We start from the raw sequence: 14980 nt of genomic DNA, 5'->3' as shown, positions 1-14980 counted from the left end.
ACGCCCCCGCCAGCAAGAGGGCGGGGGCGTTTATGGAAGTTGGAAGCAACGAGGTCCTATGGCTGGACAATCCCCAAGATTCCCTGCAGCAGACCAATGATGGTTCCACCAGCGGCGGTGCCTGCCGAGGCCGACAGTGCCTTCAACCCTTCATCTACACACCGCCGAATCATGCGCGGCTTCGGCTCGTCCTTCTCGACTTCCTCGAGCGCGTCCTCGATCGCCTCGGTGACGATCTGCTGATCGATCTCAGGCACGTCGCGGACTAGTTCCAAGGCCGTCTTAAGATCCGCTCGGACCCGCTCCACTTCATGGGGGCCGAGAGTCACGGTTCCTGTGATGGTGTTTCGATTTCCCATCCCTACTGCGCCTATGTTCCCGCCGTACTGAGTAAGGTTGTTCGACTGGTCCCGGTAGTCATTGAAAGTCGAAGAAGACTCGGGGGTGACGAGCCGGCGACGCTGGTCCAGAGCATCTTGACCCGCGGGCTCGATGCCGAAGCTGGAAAAGGCGCCTCCCCACACTCTGGTTGCCGTTATTAGGCGTGCGTCCAAGAGGAATCTAATCGCCTCAACGATCTCGTCGTGGTCCGGTGAGGGTTCGAGCGGCGGGCCGTTCCAATGATCAGCAAGATCGGTAGAAGCTACCTTCCGCTTGTTGCTCGCGGCTTCAAGCACGCCACGACGGATCACCTCCCTGCGACGCCCGCCAGCAGCGAAAGACTGTTCAATCTTCGCCACCACGGAGCGCCCGTAACCCGTCAGGCTCACCTCATCACCTGCCAAACTTTCATCTGGCTCCACCAAGCCGAGTTCGACGAGGTATCGCGTTATTTCGGCGATGTAGGCCGGGTGTTCCCCCATTTCGGAGGCGAGGTCCTTCGTCGTTGATCGTCCACCACATGAGTCCAGGATTCTCACTAGGCGCTCAGGGTCTTCGTGTCTAGCGAGTTCATTCATGACCTGCTGGGTGTTCATCGGTGCCCTCCTGGGGGTGAGTGGTCGATGGTGCGCTCAGCCTATGGGCCATCTCGGACGAACTATGGTCACAAAATGCGAAACGGCCCCCGATGACGGAAACTTCATCGGGGGCCGTTATGGGTACTCGTAGGGCTACGGGGCGACAATCGAATCAGTGTCCGCACAGGGCAGCCCTCGTGCCGCACGTGCCTGTGCGTGCCGCTCGTCCCTTTGCATCCGGCGCCACTCGAGGAACGGGTCTAGCTCTTCGGGTTCGCAGCGGAGCAAGGTGTTGCCCCGCTTCAGCTTCCCACCCCGGCTGAACACCCCGATGCCTGCCGGATGGAGCTGCCAGTCTGGGTCCACGAGGATGAGCACGGTGTCCGGCGGGATCACGCCCACGGCTTCGAACTCGCGGGGGAGCACCTCGGTGGGGGCGCCGTCTAGCGACACGACGTTGAGGAACCCTGGGCCAGCATCGGGCATCTCTGAGATCTCGGCCTCAGCAGCTGCGTGGGCACGTTCCAGGGCTTTCCCGTAGCCGATGAGCTCCCCGCGGTCGGTTAGTACCCGCCGACGGAGGTCCAGTGCTCTGAGCCTGTCTCCATCAGAGGCGGTGGGGGATTCGAGGATTGCGACGGTCTGCCGGTTGATCTCGTCCAGCTCCTGCCACGCGTAACTGCGATAGGCGCCTACGGCCACTGATCGGTCCTTCTCCAGTGCCCGCCGTAGGGCTTTGGAGACGCCGGACGACGTAGTGATGCTGACGGACGGGTCTGCTGCGATCTCTTCCACCGTTTTGCCCTGGGCGCGGAGTTCTAGGACCCGGGCTTCGGTGGCGAGGATGTCCTCGCGTCGGCTCACCGGTCTCGTCCTCTCCTGGTGTCCCGCTTGGTGTCCTGGCAGGGCTTGTGCGCCCGTTTCCGGGCCTTGCGGCGGCGCGTGGGCCAGTCGTCGGCTCGTCGGGGGTCAAGGGTCTTGTGGCTCATCGGCGGGGGCCTTTCGTGTCGGCGCGAGTGGGGAGTGCCGCTTGTCGGCGGAGCAGTTCGGTGGGGTCAAGTCCGTCGAAGACATCACTGGTGGCTGCGTCGATCCGAGGGATGATGCGGGCGTTGACCAGCCGGCGGTGCTCCAGGTAGCCGCGGTAGGCCACCGCGACGTTGCCTTGGGTGAGGGCAAGGCGGCTTCCCCACAACGGGTACCCGGTGGATCGCCCGAGTGCGTCGATCGCTTCGGCCAGTTCCACGGGATCGGGGAGTCCGGTGCGCTTCATCGGTTCCCCTGGTGTCCGCAGCAGGGGTGGATGGGCTCCGCCAATGCGGGGTGTAGGGGGTAACGGCAGGCGGGGCACCACCGGCCGGTGATCGGGATGAGGTGCCCGTCGTTGTCGGGCACCCGCTTGTAAGCCTTCAGCGGGTTCATGCGGCGTCACCCGCCTGTCGAAGCAGATCCTCGGACATGCACTGGAAGCAGTCGCCGTCGGCGAGGCCGTGTACGCAGGCTGAGTGAGGCTCGGAGCCCCAAATATCTGTTGTTACATCTGCTACATCTGTCACATTGGTGGATGGATCCCCGGGGATCGTGACACTTGTAACGGTTGTGACAGGGGCGTAGATGCCCCTTCTCGGGTTGGTGATTCGCCCGGCCTCTGTAGCCCGGCGTAGGTAGACACCAAGGCTCCCGGGCTCCATGTGCACCAGGGCCTCCAGGTCCTTCCGCCTAATGCCGTCGGGATGACGGTTGACGACCCTGACGAGTTCAGCCATCTCATCCCCGACGCCTTCGGTGGATCGGCGTTCCTCCACCCGCTGTGCGGCGTCAACCAGAGTCGTCCCATCGAGCGCCCATGTCCCGGTGGTCGAGTCGAACCGGACTGCGTACTCGCCCTCCGCGGCGTCACGGCTGGTGACGTTCAGCGTGGCGTCCTGTTCGTGGCGGGACCGGCGGAGAACGAGGATCGAATCAGCGGCGCCGGCGAGGCCCTGAGTGCCCGAGACGCTGTCAAGGAAGTCCGTGGTCTCTGCCTTCTTGGTGTGATGGACGATGATGAGGGAAGACCCTGGTTTGGCGTCCACGAGTTCCTTGAGCACGGACATCTGCTGGTAGTCGCGCTGATACTGGTCGTTGCCGCCGTTGACGGGCCGCACCTTCCCCAGGGTGTCAAGGACGATCAAGGGGTTCCGCTCACCGTGGCGCTCCAGGAACGCCTCGATAGTGGCGATGGGCCCAGCGGGAACGGTCGTCATGAAGGTCAGGTCGGGCGGCCCGTCATCCACACCGATCGTGCGCAGGCGGGACTGAAGGCGCCGCTGGCCATCCTCGAGGGCGAGGTAAAGCACCGGGCGTCGACCCACTGGAATGCTGCCGAATGCGTATCCCCCGGTAGCGGCTGCCACTCCAAGCCCTAGGACCAGCCACGACTTACCAATCTTCGGCGCGGCCGTGAGCAAGGTCAGCCCCTCGGGGATGATTCCCGGGACAACGTACTCAACAGCAGGGAAGTCCTGGGCCGTGAGCCACCTGGCGGAGAACGCCAGGTCAAGCGGGTCGGGGATCGTGGCCTCGTTGAAATCGCTCATGCCGCTGCACCCCGCGTGGTCTCGATCTCGTTCAGCTCCTGTGCCGTGTGGGTCGGGTACGGGTCGTTGGTGCGGTCGGTATTGGCGCGGTCGCCGAGGGCAGTCCCGGTGTAACGGCCGGCGCCTTTCTGGGCAGCCCGAGCAGTTTGAACGGACTCCTGTCCCAGGGACAGCAGCACCACGACCTGTTGGGCTATGAGGTCCACGTCTTCGGGGTGAAGGCGCATGGGCTGTGGCTGGGCCCGGGATTCGAGGCCGAGACGGTGGCAGGCAAGCGCCAACGGATCACCGTCGAAGATCCGCCGGATAGCAATGTCCTCGACGGCCTCCGGGGTCATCTCATGACCGGGTGCACGCCCCATGGGGGTGTATTCGGCGGTAGAATGGGTCGTAGAGTTCACGTGTCCCTGTTCGTTGGTAGCGGCTGGGGCTGCGGCTCCGGTGTTCTGTTTGGCGACGTGCACCGGGGCCGTTTTCATGTCCTGGGGGGATCTACTCATTAGGGATCTCCTCGTGACCGTCGATGGCGGTAAGGAGGATGCCGCGTTCGTCGGCGTTGAACCCGTTGATCTCGTCCCGTACGGCGCCGATCTGTATGGCGAGGCGGATGGTGCGGTAGGCGCGGCGGGCGGCGAACGCTTCGGGGGAATGCGCCCCATGAAGGCGGGTAGCAACCCCGAGCGCGGAGTGGGCCTGTCTGGCGGTGGCGTCTTGTACCACTTTGGTCTCCCAGTTTCAAAGGCATTGAGGGCTTTCCTCGTGCACATCTCCAGTATCCCGGACCCATCCCACTTGTTGGGTGATCAGCCGCCAGATAGGCCAGTGAGCGCGGAATTCCGCGGTTCCTGCGATCGCCTGCATTAGGAACAATTGACCCTCTTTTGGATGCATATGCCTGCTTATGGAAGCTAGTTCGAGGTAGCGGCGTGCCGAAAAAACTTTCAGTGTTACGTGTTATGAAGCGATGCAAGGGTCATTCGGCGTACTGCTGGAGAGCGGCCCCCACCACCACGCAGGTAGCAGGGGCCACAATCGGGAGGGTTCCAGTCACTCCTTCGCAGCCTGCATGCGCTTCACATGTCCACTCCCAATTCAGCCCAACCGCCCGACCGGGGTGTCAGATCGAGGGTGCCCACGCCCTGCTCGGTGAGGACCCCGTCACCGACCACCAGGCCGACGACTGGGCTCACTTCGCGGGCGACAATGTTCTCCCGCCTGGTGATCGCACCCTTGGATACCGGCCACTGGTCAAGGCGACTGATGCCTTGGAACCTCCATGCCTGCCACCCCTCGTCCCTTCCACATTGAGAACAGACGGGGATGCATCGACACCGGGTGATCCGGGAGCCTGCTCCGGGGTGCTCGGTCGGCAGCGGGTCCAGGCAACGCGGGCAGTTGCCGCGCTCGAGGGCGGCCGTGGTGGTGCCGGCGACCTGTGCCGCTAGGCGCTCAACGAAGGCGTCAGCACCGAGGTGCTCGAACCACGCGTCGAAGACCGAGTTCCGAACGCAGTTGTCCTGGTAAGCGTGGGTTCCGGAGAACGACCTGATGTTCACTTCGACCACCCGAGCTTCTGGTGGGCCATGTCGCGGACCTCATCATCAGTCATGTTGCGGACGCCGCCCAGCGTGATGGGGTCCTCATCCCACGGGAGGTACAGGTACCACCACGGGCCGACCCACTTGGCGATGGGCTGGTCGTGCGTGTCGTCGAACGTGAGGCCCTCACCATCGGTGGTGCGGTCAACGTGGATCTGGTCGCCGTCGTGCAGGGCCGTTTCCACGTCCTCCAGGGACAGACCAAAGCCGGTGTTGGGGTTCCCGGCAACCAGATAGTTCAGGTGCCCGTCGTAGAGCCCGTAGGTGCCCCACGCGGGGTGCTCGGGGGTGCGGGTGCGTGCCTTATGGAGGGTGAGTCCCTGTCGTTTGGCGGCCCGTCGGAGGCGAGCTTCCCGGGTCAGGTCGTCGGTGGCGATGTTCATGGTTCCTCCTGTGGGTGCGCGGCCCCGGCGGGTGTCACCAGTTGGTGGAGTCGCGCTGATGTTGATGGGTTCTTTTGTGGGTAGTGGGAGGCAGGGTCAGGCTGCGTCGTTCAGCGCCTCGCGGGCCAGGTCCTGAACTTCCTGATCGGTCATGTCGGAGTGCCCGCCCAGCATGATCGGAAGGTCCTCCCCGAAGACGAAAAGGTCCCAGCTGTCGCGGTTCCACTCCGCGATGGGCTCGCAGTTGGTGTCGGCCCACTGGAGCCCGTCGAAGTCAAAAGGGCCGCTGCGGTCAACGTGGACATTGGTGGGGGCGGTGGTGGTGGGGGTGTGCTGGGTGGTGGACATGGGGGGTCCTGTCTCTTTTTTTGGGGGTGGGGGGAGGGGTGAGTCAGTCAGGCTGCGTTGACCTGAGAGTCAAGCCATTTCTCAACGTCGGCCGGGCGGTACTTCACGTGCCGGCCGACGGTGAATCCCGTAGGTCCGTATCCGGTGACTCGCCAGCGTCGGACGGTTTGCAGGGGAACTCCGAGGTAGTCGGCGAGATCAGCCATGCCGAGTAGCCGGTTCGGGTTGGGGGTCAGGTGATGGTCAGGCATTTGTTGCTCCTGATGCGACGTAGTGACTTGCTCTTGTCGGATTTAGCTTGCACTGTCTCGCCTATGTTGTCAACAGTGTGCGTTCATGTCATTCTGAGACGACACAACAGGAAGGGATACGATGCCGGAAAAGCTCCGTCCAAACCGCGCCACGTTGGAGCAGATCGTGGGTTGGAACCTCACCAAGTACCGCGAACAGGAGAACATCAGCCAAGCTGAGCTGGGCCGCCGGATTGGGAGCGCTGGGCGAGCGTGGTCCCGTCAAGCTGTGCACCAAGCCGAGGCCGGCAAAAGGGCTTTTGGGATCAGCGACCTTGTCGCGATAGCCATAGGGACCGGCATGACGATTGCGGATCTCCTGGACCCCGGGTATGACGTGCAGGAAGTGGACCTTGGTGGAGACCAGCCTGTGCGCGTAGCCCTTCTAGAGCGATTGCAGATACCCGGGCTCACTCGGGAGCAGCTGACAGACCTCAAGATGGAGGGGTACGGCTTGGCGCTTGCAGACGTCTCCAGTGACTTAAACCGTAGGATCCAGTTCGTCGCCGACTGGGAAGCAGGGGACATCGATCAGGGGGATGTGGCGGACCTGCCCTGGCGCTATGAGGTAGGGAACGGCGATGGCGCGTCCTAGATTAGGGATCGGTGAGCTCGGGGAAGTCGCCTACACACAGCTCGGCCACCGGAAGGTGAGGGCCCGTGCCCGCTACCGGGACGCCACGGGCACTACCCGTCAGATAGAGGCCACTGGCACCTCACAGTCCGCCGCGAAACGGGCCCTGGAGCAGCGGTTGAAGGAACGCGGGGCCGGGGCGGGAAACACGATCACGTCCACCACCCTTGTCCGGGACCTCCTCGCCGTATGGCTGGTCGACGTGGAGCAGTCCGGGAGGCGACGCCCTCAGACCCTCGCCCGGTATAAGGCGGTCGCTGAGAACATCGTGGTGCCCGGGCTCGGCGGTGTGGAGTTGTGGGAGGCCACCACGGATCGCCTGCACACCTTCCTGGGGAAGGAGGCGGCCACCAGGCCAGGGCAGGCTAAGCACGCCCGTGTGGTGCTCCTGGGGGCTTTCTCGCTCGCCGTTCAACGCGGTGCGGTGGCCGTGAACCCGGTGACCGGGGCCAGGCTCCCCGCGGGGGAGAAGGCCGAACCTAGGGCTTTGACGATCGAGGAAGTCCACCGACTGCGTGCCGGGGTGCGGGCCTACGTGAGCGACCCCGACCAGGTAGGCCACCCCCGCCCAAAGGACCTCCCAGCGATCATCGACGTGATGCTGGGGACCGGCGCCCGTATCGGGGAAGTGCTGGCGTTGCGGTGGTCCGACATTGACCTGGGGGCCACCCCGGTCAGGATCACGATCAACGGAACCGTGGTGCAACTCGCCGGCGGGGTGATGCGGCAGGGGGTGCCGAAGACGTCGAGCAGCTTCCGCGTGGTGACCGTGCCGGGCTTTGTGGCAGATGCGTTGCTGGCCCGATCGGTTGAGGAATGGCCCAACGACGGCGACCTCGTCTTCCCCAGCAGTACAGGCACGCTGCGGTGGACGAACAACGTCCAGCGGCAGTGGCGGGCGGCGCGGGCATCGAAGCACCTGGACGGCCTGGACTGGGTGAACCTGCACGCGTTGCGGAAGACGGTGGCGACCCTGGTGGAACGGTCATCCACGGTCCACGACGCGGCGGCTCTACTGGGGCACTCGTCCCCGGCAATCACAGGGCGTGTTTATGTGGAGAGGGCCAGTGTGGCGCCGGACGTTTCGGCTGCACTGGAAGCTCTCGGGGGATAGGTTCCAGACGAAAACGTGGGGTAAACGTGGGCGTATCTTGTTCCGGTTAACATGAAACAGGCCCCTCACTCGTATTTCTACTAGTGAGGGGCCTGTCCTCTGTGCGCCCGAAGGGATTCGAACCCCCAACCTTCTGATCCGTAGTCAGATGCTCTATCCGTTGAGCTACAGGCGCATCGGCTTCCCGGCGTCACCGCCGTCCAAGCCGGGTACAACTCTACATGCGGGCCGCAGGAGCGCCAAATCGCCGGCCGCCCCGGTCCCCGGACCGCCGCGCACGTAACCCTGCTGGGGCGGCCCCCGCCCGGGCGATAGGATGAGCCCACATCACAGTAGAGACCGGCCGCCCATCTCCCTGCCGCTCACTGTGGGCCCGGTGCGACCGGGTCGTGTGTTCGACGGCGAGCACCACCACGAGAGCCCCGGGCGGTCGGCTGACGGCCTCAATGAGGAGACATGTCAATGGCTGACAACCCCACTGCAACGACGGAGACCACCGGGCTGAACGAGGCTGTGACGAGCGCGCTGGACAACGCGCCCACCACCCACGCGCACCTTCTCGACTGGGTGCGCGAGACGGCGGAGCTGACCCAGCCGGACAGCATCCACTGGGTCGACGGCTCGGAGGAGGAGTGGAAGCGGCTCACCGACGAGCTCGTGGACGCCGGCACCTTCGTGCGCCTGGACGAGCAGAAGTTCCCCAACTCCTTCGCCGCCTTCTCCGACCCGGACGACGTCGCCCGCGTCGAGGAGCGCACCTTCATCTGCACCAAGACCGAGAAGGGCGCGGGTCCCACCAACAACTGGGAGGACCCGGAGGTGATGAAGGCGGCGCTGCGCAAGCGCTTCCGCGGTGCCATGCGCGGGCGGACCATGTACGTCATCCCCTTCGTCATGGGCCACCTCGACGCCGCCCGGCCCAGCTACGGCGTGGAGATCACCGACTCCGCCTACGTGGTGTGCTCGATGCGCATCATGGCGACCATCGGCACCCCCGTGCTCGAGAAGATGACCGCGCAGAACGGCTTCTTCGTCGAGTGCCTGCACTCCCTGGGCGCCCCGCTGGCCCCGGGCGAGGAGGACGTGCCGTGGCCCTGCAACCCGGCCAAGTACATCGTGCACTTCCCCGAGGACCGCTCCATCTGGTCCTTCGGCTCCGGCTACGGGGGCAACGCCCTGCTGGGCAAGAAGTGCTACGCCCTGCGGATCGCCTCGGCCATCGCCCACGACGAGGGCTGGCTGGCCGAGCACATGCTCATCCTCAAGGTCACGAACCCGCAGGGGGAGAGCCGGTTCATCTCCGCGGCCTTCCCCTCCGCGTGCGGCAAGACCAACTTCGCGATGCTCGAGCCCACGATCGAGGGCTGGAAGGCGGAGATGGTCGGCGACGACATCGCCTGGATCCGCTTCGGCAAGGACGGCCAGGCCCGCGTGACCAACCCGGAGGCCGGCCTCTTCGGCGTGGCCCCGGGCACCGGGTGGCCCACGAACCCCAACGCCATGCGCGCCATCGCCCGGGGCAACACGATCTTCACGAACGTGGCGCTCACCGACGACGGCGGCGTCTGGTGGGAGGGCATGACCGAGGAGGTCCCCGAGCACCTGACCGACTGGAAGGGCCGCGAGTGGACCCCGGAGTCCGGGCGTCCGGCTGCGCACCCGAACTCCCGGTTCTGCACCCCGATCAAGCAGGTCGACATCCTGGCCCCCGAGTACGACGACCCCGAGGGCGTGCCGCTGTCCGCGATCGTCTTCGGCGGGCGCCGCAAGACCACCGTGCCGCTGGTCTCGCAGTCCTTCGGCTGGGAGCACGGCGTCTTCCAGGGCGCCACGCTGTCCTCGGAGACCACGGCCGCCGCCAAGGGCGCCGTCGGCGTGGTGCGCCGCGATCCGATGGCCATGCTTCCCTTCATCGGCTACAACGCCAACGACTACCTCGCCCACTGGGTCGAGATCGGCGAGCGCGTGGGCGAGGAGAACATGCCGAAGGTCTTCTACGTCAACTGGTTCCGCCGCACCTCGACCGGCGGGTTCGCCTGGCCGGGCTTCGGCGAGAACTCCCGGGTGGTCAAGTGGATCGCGGAGCGCCTCGACGGCACCGCCGGCGGGCAGGACACCCCGATCGGGACCGTGCCCACCCCGGAGGACCTGGACCTGACCGGCCTGGAGCTGGCCCCCGAGGACCTCGAGGCCGCCCTGAAGGTCGACGTCGAGGAGTGGAAGGCGGAGCTGCCCAGCATCGACGAGTGGTTCCACCGGCTGGGCCACGTGCCCGAGTCGATCCTCGAGCAGCGCGCCGGCCTGGAGGACCGTCTGCACCAGGCCTGAGCCGGACGGCCCGGGCGGCGCTGCCCGGGCTCTCGCACGACGGAGGGGTCCCCGCACCGGGGGCCCCTCCGTCGTGCGTGGGAGAATGGGGGAGCTCCCGCGGACGGCCGGGAGCGCCGGGATCCGGGAAGGAGCCGCCATGAGGAACGGGAGGGTCCGGCCGTGCGGCTGACAGCATTCTCCGACATCGCCCTGCGGGTCCTGCTGCTGACCGGCGGCGCCCCCGAGGACGAGAGGCTCACCACCCGTGCCATCGCCGAGGGGGTCGGCGCGCCCTACCACCACGTGACCAAGACGGTGGGCCGGCTGAGCGGGCTCGGTCTGCTCGCCTCGAGCCGCGGGCGCACCGGCGGGGTGTCCATCACCGCCGCCGGGCTGGACGCCGGCGTGGGCACGCTGCTGCGCGAGCTCGAGGCCGGTTCCGCGATGGTCGCGTGCGAGGCCCCGGACGGGCACTGCCCCCTGGACCACGAGTGCCGGCTGCGCCGGGCCCTCGCGGACGCCCGGGAGGCCTTCTACCGGGCGCTCGACGACGTGCGGGTGCGCGACCTCGTGAGCGAGCGGCAGGTGGGCCCGGTGCTGCTGTCCATCGGGATGCGGCCCCCGGGGGAGCCGGACAGCCGGCTCACGGCCCCGGCGGCACCGATTCCTTAATAAAGCAACTCAAATGCTAGTTTCGGGGTGTCAGATACCGGCACCCAGGAGGCAACGATGCTGTCCGAGAAGTCCCGCCCCGTCATCGAGCAGACCATCGGCGTGATCGCCGAGCGCATCCCGTTCATCACCCCCGAGTTCTACCGCTCCATGTTCGCGGCGCGCCCCGAGCTGCTGGACGGCATGTTCAGCCGGGCGAACCAGAGGAACGGGAGCCAGCCGCAGGCGCTCGCGGGCTCCATCGCGATGTTCGCGTCCTGGCTGCTGTCCCACCCGGAGGGCTACCCGGACGAGCTGCTCTCCCGCGTGGCGCACAAGCACGCCTCCCTGGGCGTGCAGCCGGAGCACTACCCGATCGTGCACGAGCACCTGTTCGGCGCGATCGCCCGGGACCTCGGTGACGCCGCGACCCCCGAGGTCGTGGCCGCCTGGGACGAGGTGTACTGGCTGATGGCCGACGCCATGATCAGGATCGAGGCGGGGCTCTACGGATCCCAGGCCAACGACGCGGTCCTCGCCCCGTTCCGGGTCGCCGCGAAGGAGCAGGCCGGGGTCGGCACGGTCGCCCTCACCCTGGAGCCCGCCGACGGCACTCCCATGACTCCCGCCGTGGCCGGACAGTACGTGACCGTCCAGGTCCGGATGCCCGACGGGGTGCACCAGCCCCGTCAGTTCACCCTGGTGCCCGGGCCCGAGGGGACCCGGCGCATCGCCGTACGCCTCGACGAGCGCGGCGAGGTCACCCCGGTGCTGCACCACGACGTCCGGGTGGGCGACGTCCTGCAGGTCTCCAACCCCTACGGCGACGTGGTGCTCCCGGAGGGGGACGGGCCCCTGGTGCTGGCCTCCGCCGGCATCGGCGTCACGCCCATGCTGGCGTTCCTGGACCGGCTCGCCCGCCAGGAGTCGCCGCGGGAGGTCCTCGTGCTGCACGCGGACCGCTCGGCCGCGACCTGGCCGCTGCGGGAGCTGCACGAGCTGCTCGTGGCCGAGCTGCCCGGTGCGCGCCTGGAGACGTGGATGGAGACCCCCGGGCAGGGCGACCACGACGGGTTCATGGACCTGGGCGAGGTGCGGATCCCCGCCGGCGCCCAGGTGGTGCTGTGCGGTCCGCTGCCGTTCATGCGGGCCGCCCGCTCCGCCGCGGTCGCCCAGGGCGTGCCCGGGCGCAGCATCGCCTACGAGATCCTCGGCCCGGACCAGTGGATGCTGCACGACGACGCCCGCGAGGCCGCCGTGGCCTGAGCCCGCCCCGGCAGCACGGAGCCCCGCGGGACGGTGCGTCCCACGGGGCTCCGTGCTGCCGGTCCCGGACGTGCTGCCGGTCCCGAGCGGCCGGCCGGGTGGAGGTCGGCCGCCGATCCCTGGCGGGCCTGCCGGGCCCGGACGGCTGACGGGGACCGGGCGACCGCCGGGCTCAGGAGCGCACGAGCTCCAGCACCCGGTCCCGGACCCGCTCCATGGTCTCGGCGTCCTTCGCCTCGACGTTGAGGCGCAGGAACGGTTCCGTGTTGGAGGGGCGCAGGTTGAACCACCAGCCCTCGTCCGGGCAGCTGAGCGTCGTCCCGTCCAGGGTCTCCACCACCACGTCCCGGCCGGCGAGGGCGTCCACGACGCGGCGCACGGCGCCCTCCTTGTCCTCGACCGTGGAGTTGACCTCGCCCGAGGCCGCGTACGGGTCGTACTGGTGCATCAGCTCGCTCAGCGGGCGCTCCTGCTCGCCCAGCGCCGCCAGCAGGTGCATCGCGGCGAGCATCCCGGTGTCCGCGTTGAAGAAGTCGCGGAAGTAGTAGTGGGCGGAGTGCTCCCCGCCGAACACCGCGGACTCCTGCGCCATCACGGCCTTGATGAACGAATGGCCCACCCGGGTGCGCACCGGCCGGCCGCCGCGGGCGGTGACCAGCTCGGGAACGGCCCGGGAGGTGATGAGGTTGTGGATGATCACCGGCGTCTCGACGCCCTCCGCCCGGGCCCGCTCGATCTCCCGCTCGGCCACGAGCGCGGTGACGGCGGACGGGGAGACCGTCCCGCCCCGCTCGTCGACCACGAAGCAGCGGTCGGCGTCGCCGTCGAAGGCGATGCCCAGGTCCGCCCCGTGCTCCTGCACGGCGCGCTGGAGGTCCACGAGGTTCTCCGGCTCCAGCGGGTTGGCGGGGTGGTTGGGGAACGTGCCGTCCAGCTCGAAGTACAGGGGCACGATCTCCAGGGGCAGGGCCGGCAGGACCGCGTCGCCCAGCACGGCGGGGGTGGTCAGTCCGGCCATGCCGTTGCCGGCGTCGACCACCACCTTGAGCGGGCGTGCCCCGGAGAGGTCCACCAGGGAGCGCAGGTACTCCGCGTAGCCGGCCAGGACGTCCCGCTCGGTCACGGTGCCGGGAGCCGGGGCGGCCGGGATCCGGCCCTCGTCGAGGTAGCGCTGCGCCAGGTCGCGGATGTCGTAGAGCCCGGTCTCGGAGGAGACCGGCACGGCCCCGGCCTTCGACATCTTCATGCCGTTGTACTCGGCGGGGTTGTGACTCGCCGTGAAGGTGACCCCGGCGGCGTCGAGGGTGCCGGAGGCGTAGTACAGCTCGTCGGTGGAGATCAGCCCGATCTTCAGCACGTCCGCGCCGCGGCGGAGCGCGCCCTCGGCGAAGGCGTCCATGAACTCGGGGGAGGAGGGGCGCATGTCCCCTCCGACCAGGACCGTCCGGCCGGCGAGGTCCAGGACGTCCACGAACGCGGCGCCGGTGGCCCGGACGGTCTCCGCGGTGATGGACTCGCCCACGATGCCGCGGACGTCGTAGGCCTTGAACGAAGCTGAGAGATCGATAGTCACAAGCGCCGATCTTAGGCCACGACCGCCCCGGGTCGCCGCCGGACCGGCGGGTGGTCTGTGATTGGATGACGGGCATGGGTGAGATCCTCCGCATGCGCAATCCGGTCCAGCACTATGCCTGGGGCTCGCGCGAGGTGCTGGCCCGGCTGCGGGGCGAGCCCGTGCCGAGCCCCGAGCCCGAGGCCGAGCTGTGGGTGGGGGCGCACCCCTCCGCGCCGTCGACGGTCCTGCTCGACGGCGGCGAGCGGCCGCTGGACCGGCTCGTGCGGGAGGACCCCGAGGGCTTCCTGCCCGCGTCGGCGCGCGGCGGCGAGCTGCCCTATCTGCTGAAGATCCTGGCCATCGACGCCCCCCTGTCCATCCAGGTCCATCCCTCCCCGGAGCAGGCGGAGGAGGGCTACGAGCGCGAGCAGCGGGCGGGGATCCCCCGGGACGACCCGCGGCGCAACTACAAGGACCGCTCGGCCAAGCCCGAGACCGTGGTGGCGCTCACGGACGTGGAGCTGCTCACCGGCGTGCAGCCGGCGGAGCGGCTGCGGGCCACGGCCGACCGGCTCGGCCTGGACTGGCTGCGCGCGGCCGCCGACGGCCGGCGCCCCGTGCTGCCCCGGGTGCTCACCCTCGACGACGCCGCCGCCGCGGACGCCGTGGCGGCGACCGTCGCCGCGGCCCGCGCCGCCGGCCCGCAGGACCCGGTGGCCGCGCTGGTCCGCTACGTGCACGACCGGCACCCGGACGACCGCGGCCTGCTGGTGGCCGTGTGCATGCAGCACGTGCACTTGGCCCCCGGCCAGGCGCTGCACACCCCGGCGGGACAGGTCCACGCGTACCTCTGCGGAACGGCCGTCGAGGTGATGAGCTCCTCGGACAACGTCCTGCGGGCCGGGCTGACCGGCAAGCACGTGGACGTGCCCGAGCTGCTCGCGGTGCTGGCCGAGGTGCAGTCCGACCCCGAGGTGGTCGAACCCGCGGCCGACGAGCACGGCGCGCGCGTCTACCCCCTGTGGGACGAGCGGCTGGCCCTGGTCGCCCACGAGCTCGTGCCGGGCCGCAGCGTGCCGTTCGATCTGCGCGGGACCGCCGTGCTCCTCGCCGTCGGGGACCGCGCGGTCGTGCGCGCCCCGGAGGCCGAGTGGACGCTGGGCGGCGGGGAGTCGCTGCTCCACCGGGGCGCCCCCACCGCCGTGGAGCTGTCCGGGGACGCCCGGGTCTTCACCGTCTCCTGCGGCTGAGGCCGCCCCGGCCGGGGCCTCTAGACTGGGCCCACCGGCCCCG

Annotated in this window: 17 protein-coding genes and 1 tRNA gene; 6 read left to right on the top strand and 12 right to left on the bottom strand. The window is 68.2% G+C overall.

Features of this window, described 5'->3' with window-relative positions; genetic code table 11:
* Nucleotides 1-56: 56 nt before the first annotated feature.
* The 10 genes from AYX06_RS19700 to AYX06_RS19230 form a co-directional block, all read right to left on the bottom strand.
* Nucleotides 57-977 carry a hypothetical protein gene (locus AYX06_RS19700; RefSeq protein ID WP_147017499.1) on the bottom strand — a complete coding sequence of 307 codons (921 nt, stop codon included), beginning with the start codon at nt 975-977 and terminating at the stop codon, nt 57-59.
* Nucleotides 978-1112: 135 nt separating this feature from the next.
* Nucleotides 1113-1823: a helix-turn-helix domain-containing protein gene (locus AYX06_RS07525; protein WP_062735244.1), complete on the bottom strand. Its 711-nt coding sequence runs from the start codon at nt 1821-1823 to the stop codon at nt 1113-1115.
* Between the two features lie 121 nt (nt 1824-1944).
* Nucleotides 1945-2232 carry a hypothetical protein gene (locus AYX06_RS19695; protein ID WP_147017497.1) on the bottom strand — a complete coding sequence of 96 codons (288 nt, stop codon included), beginning with the start codon at nt 2230-2232 and terminating at the stop codon, nt 1945-1947.
* Nucleotides 2233-2377: 145 nt separating this feature from the next.
* A complete protein-coding gene (locus tag AYX06_RS07520) occupies nt 2378-3538 on the bottom strand; it encodes an AAA family ATPase (protein WP_062735243.1) in 1161 nt (386 codons plus the stop codon).
* Entirely contained in the window at nt 3535-4038 is a 504-nt protein-coding gene (locus tag AYX06_RS07515; protein WP_147017495.1) for a hypothetical protein, read from the bottom strand. Before AYX06_RS07515 ends, AYX06_RS07520 begins: the two co-directional genes overlap by 4 nt.
* On the bottom strand, nt 4031-4258 hold the full coding sequence (locus AYX06_RS07510; RefSeq protein WP_062735241.1) for a hypothetical protein: 228 nt from the start codon (nt 4256-4258) through the stop codon (nt 4031-4033). The genes AYX06_RS07515 and AYX06_RS07510 overlap by 8 nt, the downstream gene beginning before the upstream one ends.
* A gap of 353 nt (nt 4259-4611) precedes the next feature.
* Nucleotides 4612-5103: a hypothetical protein gene (locus tag AYX06_RS07505; protein WP_062735240.1), complete on the bottom strand. Its 492-nt coding sequence runs from the start codon at nt 5101-5103 to the stop codon at nt 4612-4614.
* Nucleotides 5091-5519, bottom strand: coding sequence for a hypothetical protein (locus AYX06_RS07500; protein ID WP_062735239.1), 429 nt, complete (start codon nt 5517-5519; stop codon nt 5091-5093). The genes AYX06_RS07505 and AYX06_RS07500 overlap by 13 nt, the downstream gene beginning before the upstream one ends.
* Nucleotides 5520-5615: 96 nt before the next feature.
* Nucleotides 5616-5867 carry a hypothetical protein gene (locus AYX06_RS07495; RefSeq protein ID WP_062735238.1) on the bottom strand — a complete coding sequence of 84 codons (252 nt, stop codon included), beginning with the start codon at nt 5865-5867 and terminating at the stop codon, nt 5616-5618.
* Between the two features lie 47 nt (nt 5868-5914).
* Nucleotides 5915-6118 carry a helix-turn-helix transcriptional regulator gene (locus AYX06_RS19230; protein WP_084271503.1) on the bottom strand — a complete coding sequence of 68 codons (204 nt, stop codon included), beginning with the start codon at nt 6116-6118 and terminating at the stop codon, nt 5915-5917.
* A gap of 121 nt (nt 6119-6239) precedes the next feature.
* Between AYX06_RS19230 and AYX06_RS07490 the strand changes: the two genes are divergently transcribed.
* Both AYX06_RS07490 and AYX06_RS07485 read left to right on the top strand, forming a co-directional pair.
* Nucleotides 6240-6752, top strand: a complete 513-nt coding sequence (locus AYX06_RS07490) for a helix-turn-helix transcriptional regulator (RefSeq protein ID WP_062735237.1) — start codon at nt 6240-6242, stop codon at nt 6750-6752.
* Nucleotides 6739-7905 carry a tyrosine-type recombinase/integrase gene (locus AYX06_RS07485; protein ID WP_062735236.1) on the top strand — a complete coding sequence of 389 codons (1167 nt, stop codon included), beginning with the start codon at nt 6739-6741 and terminating at the stop codon, nt 7903-7905. Before AYX06_RS07490 ends, AYX06_RS07485 begins: the two co-directional genes overlap by 14 nt.
* A gap of 102 nt (nt 7906-8007) precedes the next feature.
* On the opposite strand, the gene AYX06_RS07480 is transcribed toward AYX06_RS07485, so the two are convergent.
* A tRNA-Arg gene (locus AYX06_RS07480) sits at nt 8008-8080 on the bottom strand.
* A gap of 287 nt (nt 8081-8367) precedes the next feature.
* On the opposite strand from AYX06_RS07480, the gene AYX06_RS07475 reads away from it, so the two are divergent.
* The 3 genes from AYX06_RS07475 (at nt 8368) to AYX06_RS07465 (ending at nt 12132) form a co-directional block, all read left to right on the top strand.
* The gene (locus tag AYX06_RS07475) at nt 8368-10233 is read left to right on the top strand and encodes a phosphoenolpyruvate carboxykinase (GTP) (RefSeq protein ID WP_062735235.1); all 1866 of its coding nucleotides are present in this window, start codon (nt 8368-8370) and stop codon (nt 10231-10233) included.
* A 162-nt stretch (nt 10234-10395) separates the two neighbouring features.
* Nucleotides 10396-10887, top strand: a complete 492-nt coding sequence (locus AYX06_RS07470) for an RrF2 family transcriptional regulator (protein ID WP_062735234.1) — start codon at nt 10396-10398, stop codon at nt 10885-10887.
* Nucleotides 10888-10944: 57 nt separating this feature from the next.
* Nucleotides 10945-12132: a globin domain-containing protein gene (locus AYX06_RS07465; protein ID WP_062735233.1), complete on the top strand. Its 1188-nt coding sequence runs from the start codon at nt 10945-10947 to the stop codon at nt 12130-12132.
* A 172-nt stretch (nt 12133-12304) separates the two neighbouring features.
* Here the strand turns inward: AYX06_RS07465 and AYX06_RS07460 are convergent, their stop codons facing one another.
* A complete protein-coding gene (locus AYX06_RS07460; protein ID WP_062735232.1) occupies nt 12305-13705 on the bottom strand; it encodes a phosphomannomutase/phosphoglucomutase in 1401 nt (466 codons plus the stop codon).
* Between the two features lie 74 nt (nt 13706-13779).
* Between AYX06_RS07460 and manA the strand changes: the two genes are divergently transcribed.
* Nucleotides 13780-14937 carry a mannose-6-phosphate isomerase, class I gene (gene manA / locus AYX06_RS07455; protein WP_062735231.1) on the top strand — a complete coding sequence of 386 codons (1158 nt, stop codon included), beginning with the start codon at nt 13780-13782 and terminating at the stop codon, nt 14935-14937.
* Nucleotides 14938-14980: the final 43 nt, after the last annotated feature.

The organism is Kocuria turfanensis, from assembly GCF_001580365.1.
Taxonomy (GTDB): Bacteria; Actinomycetota; Actinomycetes; order Actinomycetales; family Micrococcaceae; genus Kocuria; species Kocuria turfanensis.
This window is presented reverse-complemented; position numbering and strand designations above follow the sequence as displayed.

Coding starts and splice junctions, on each gene's coding strand:
- manA (WP_062735231.1), top strand. CDS start 13,780: ATGGGTGAGATCCTCCGCATGCGCAATCCGGTCCAGCACTATGCCTGG.
- AYX06_RS07520 (WP_062735243.1), bottom strand. CDS start 3,538: ATGAGCGATTTCAACGAGGCCACGATCCCCGACCCGCTTGACCTGGCG.
- AYX06_RS19700 (WP_147017499.1), bottom strand. CDS start 977: ATGAACACCCAGCAGGTCATGAATGAACTCGCTAGACACGAAGACCCT.
- AYX06_RS07465 (WP_062735233.1), top strand. CDS start 10,945: ATGCTGTCCGAGAAGTCCCGCCCCGTCATCGAGCAGACCATCGGCGTG.
- AYX06_RS19695 (WP_147017497.1), bottom strand. CDS start 2,232: ATGAAGCGCACCGGACTCCCCGATCCCGTGGAACTGGCCGAAGCGATC.
- AYX06_RS07515 (WP_147017495.1), bottom strand. CDS start 4,038: ATGAGTAGATCCCCCCAGGACATGAAAACGGCCCCGGTGCACGTCGCC.
- AYX06_RS07495 (WP_062735238.1), bottom strand. CDS start 5,867: ATGTCCACCACCCAGCACACCCCCACCACCACCGCCCCCACCAATGTC.
- AYX06_RS07500 (WP_062735239.1), bottom strand. CDS start 5,519: ATGAACATCGCCACCGACGACCTGACCCGGGAAGCTCGCCTCCGACGG.
- AYX06_RS19230 (WP_084271503.1), bottom strand. CDS start 6,118: ATGCCTGACCATCACCTGACCCCCAACCCGAACCGGCTACTCGGCATG.
- AYX06_RS07485 (WP_062735236.1), top strand. CDS start 6,739: ATGGCGCGTCCTAGATTAGGGATCGGTGAGCTCGGGGAAGTCGCCTAC.
- AYX06_RS07475 (WP_062735235.1), top strand. CDS start 8,368: ATGGCTGACAACCCCACTGCAACGACGGAGACCACCGGGCTGAACGAG.
- AYX06_RS07490 (WP_062735237.1), top strand. CDS start 6,240: ATGCCGGAAAAGCTCCGTCCAAACCGCGCCACGTTGGAGCAGATCGTG.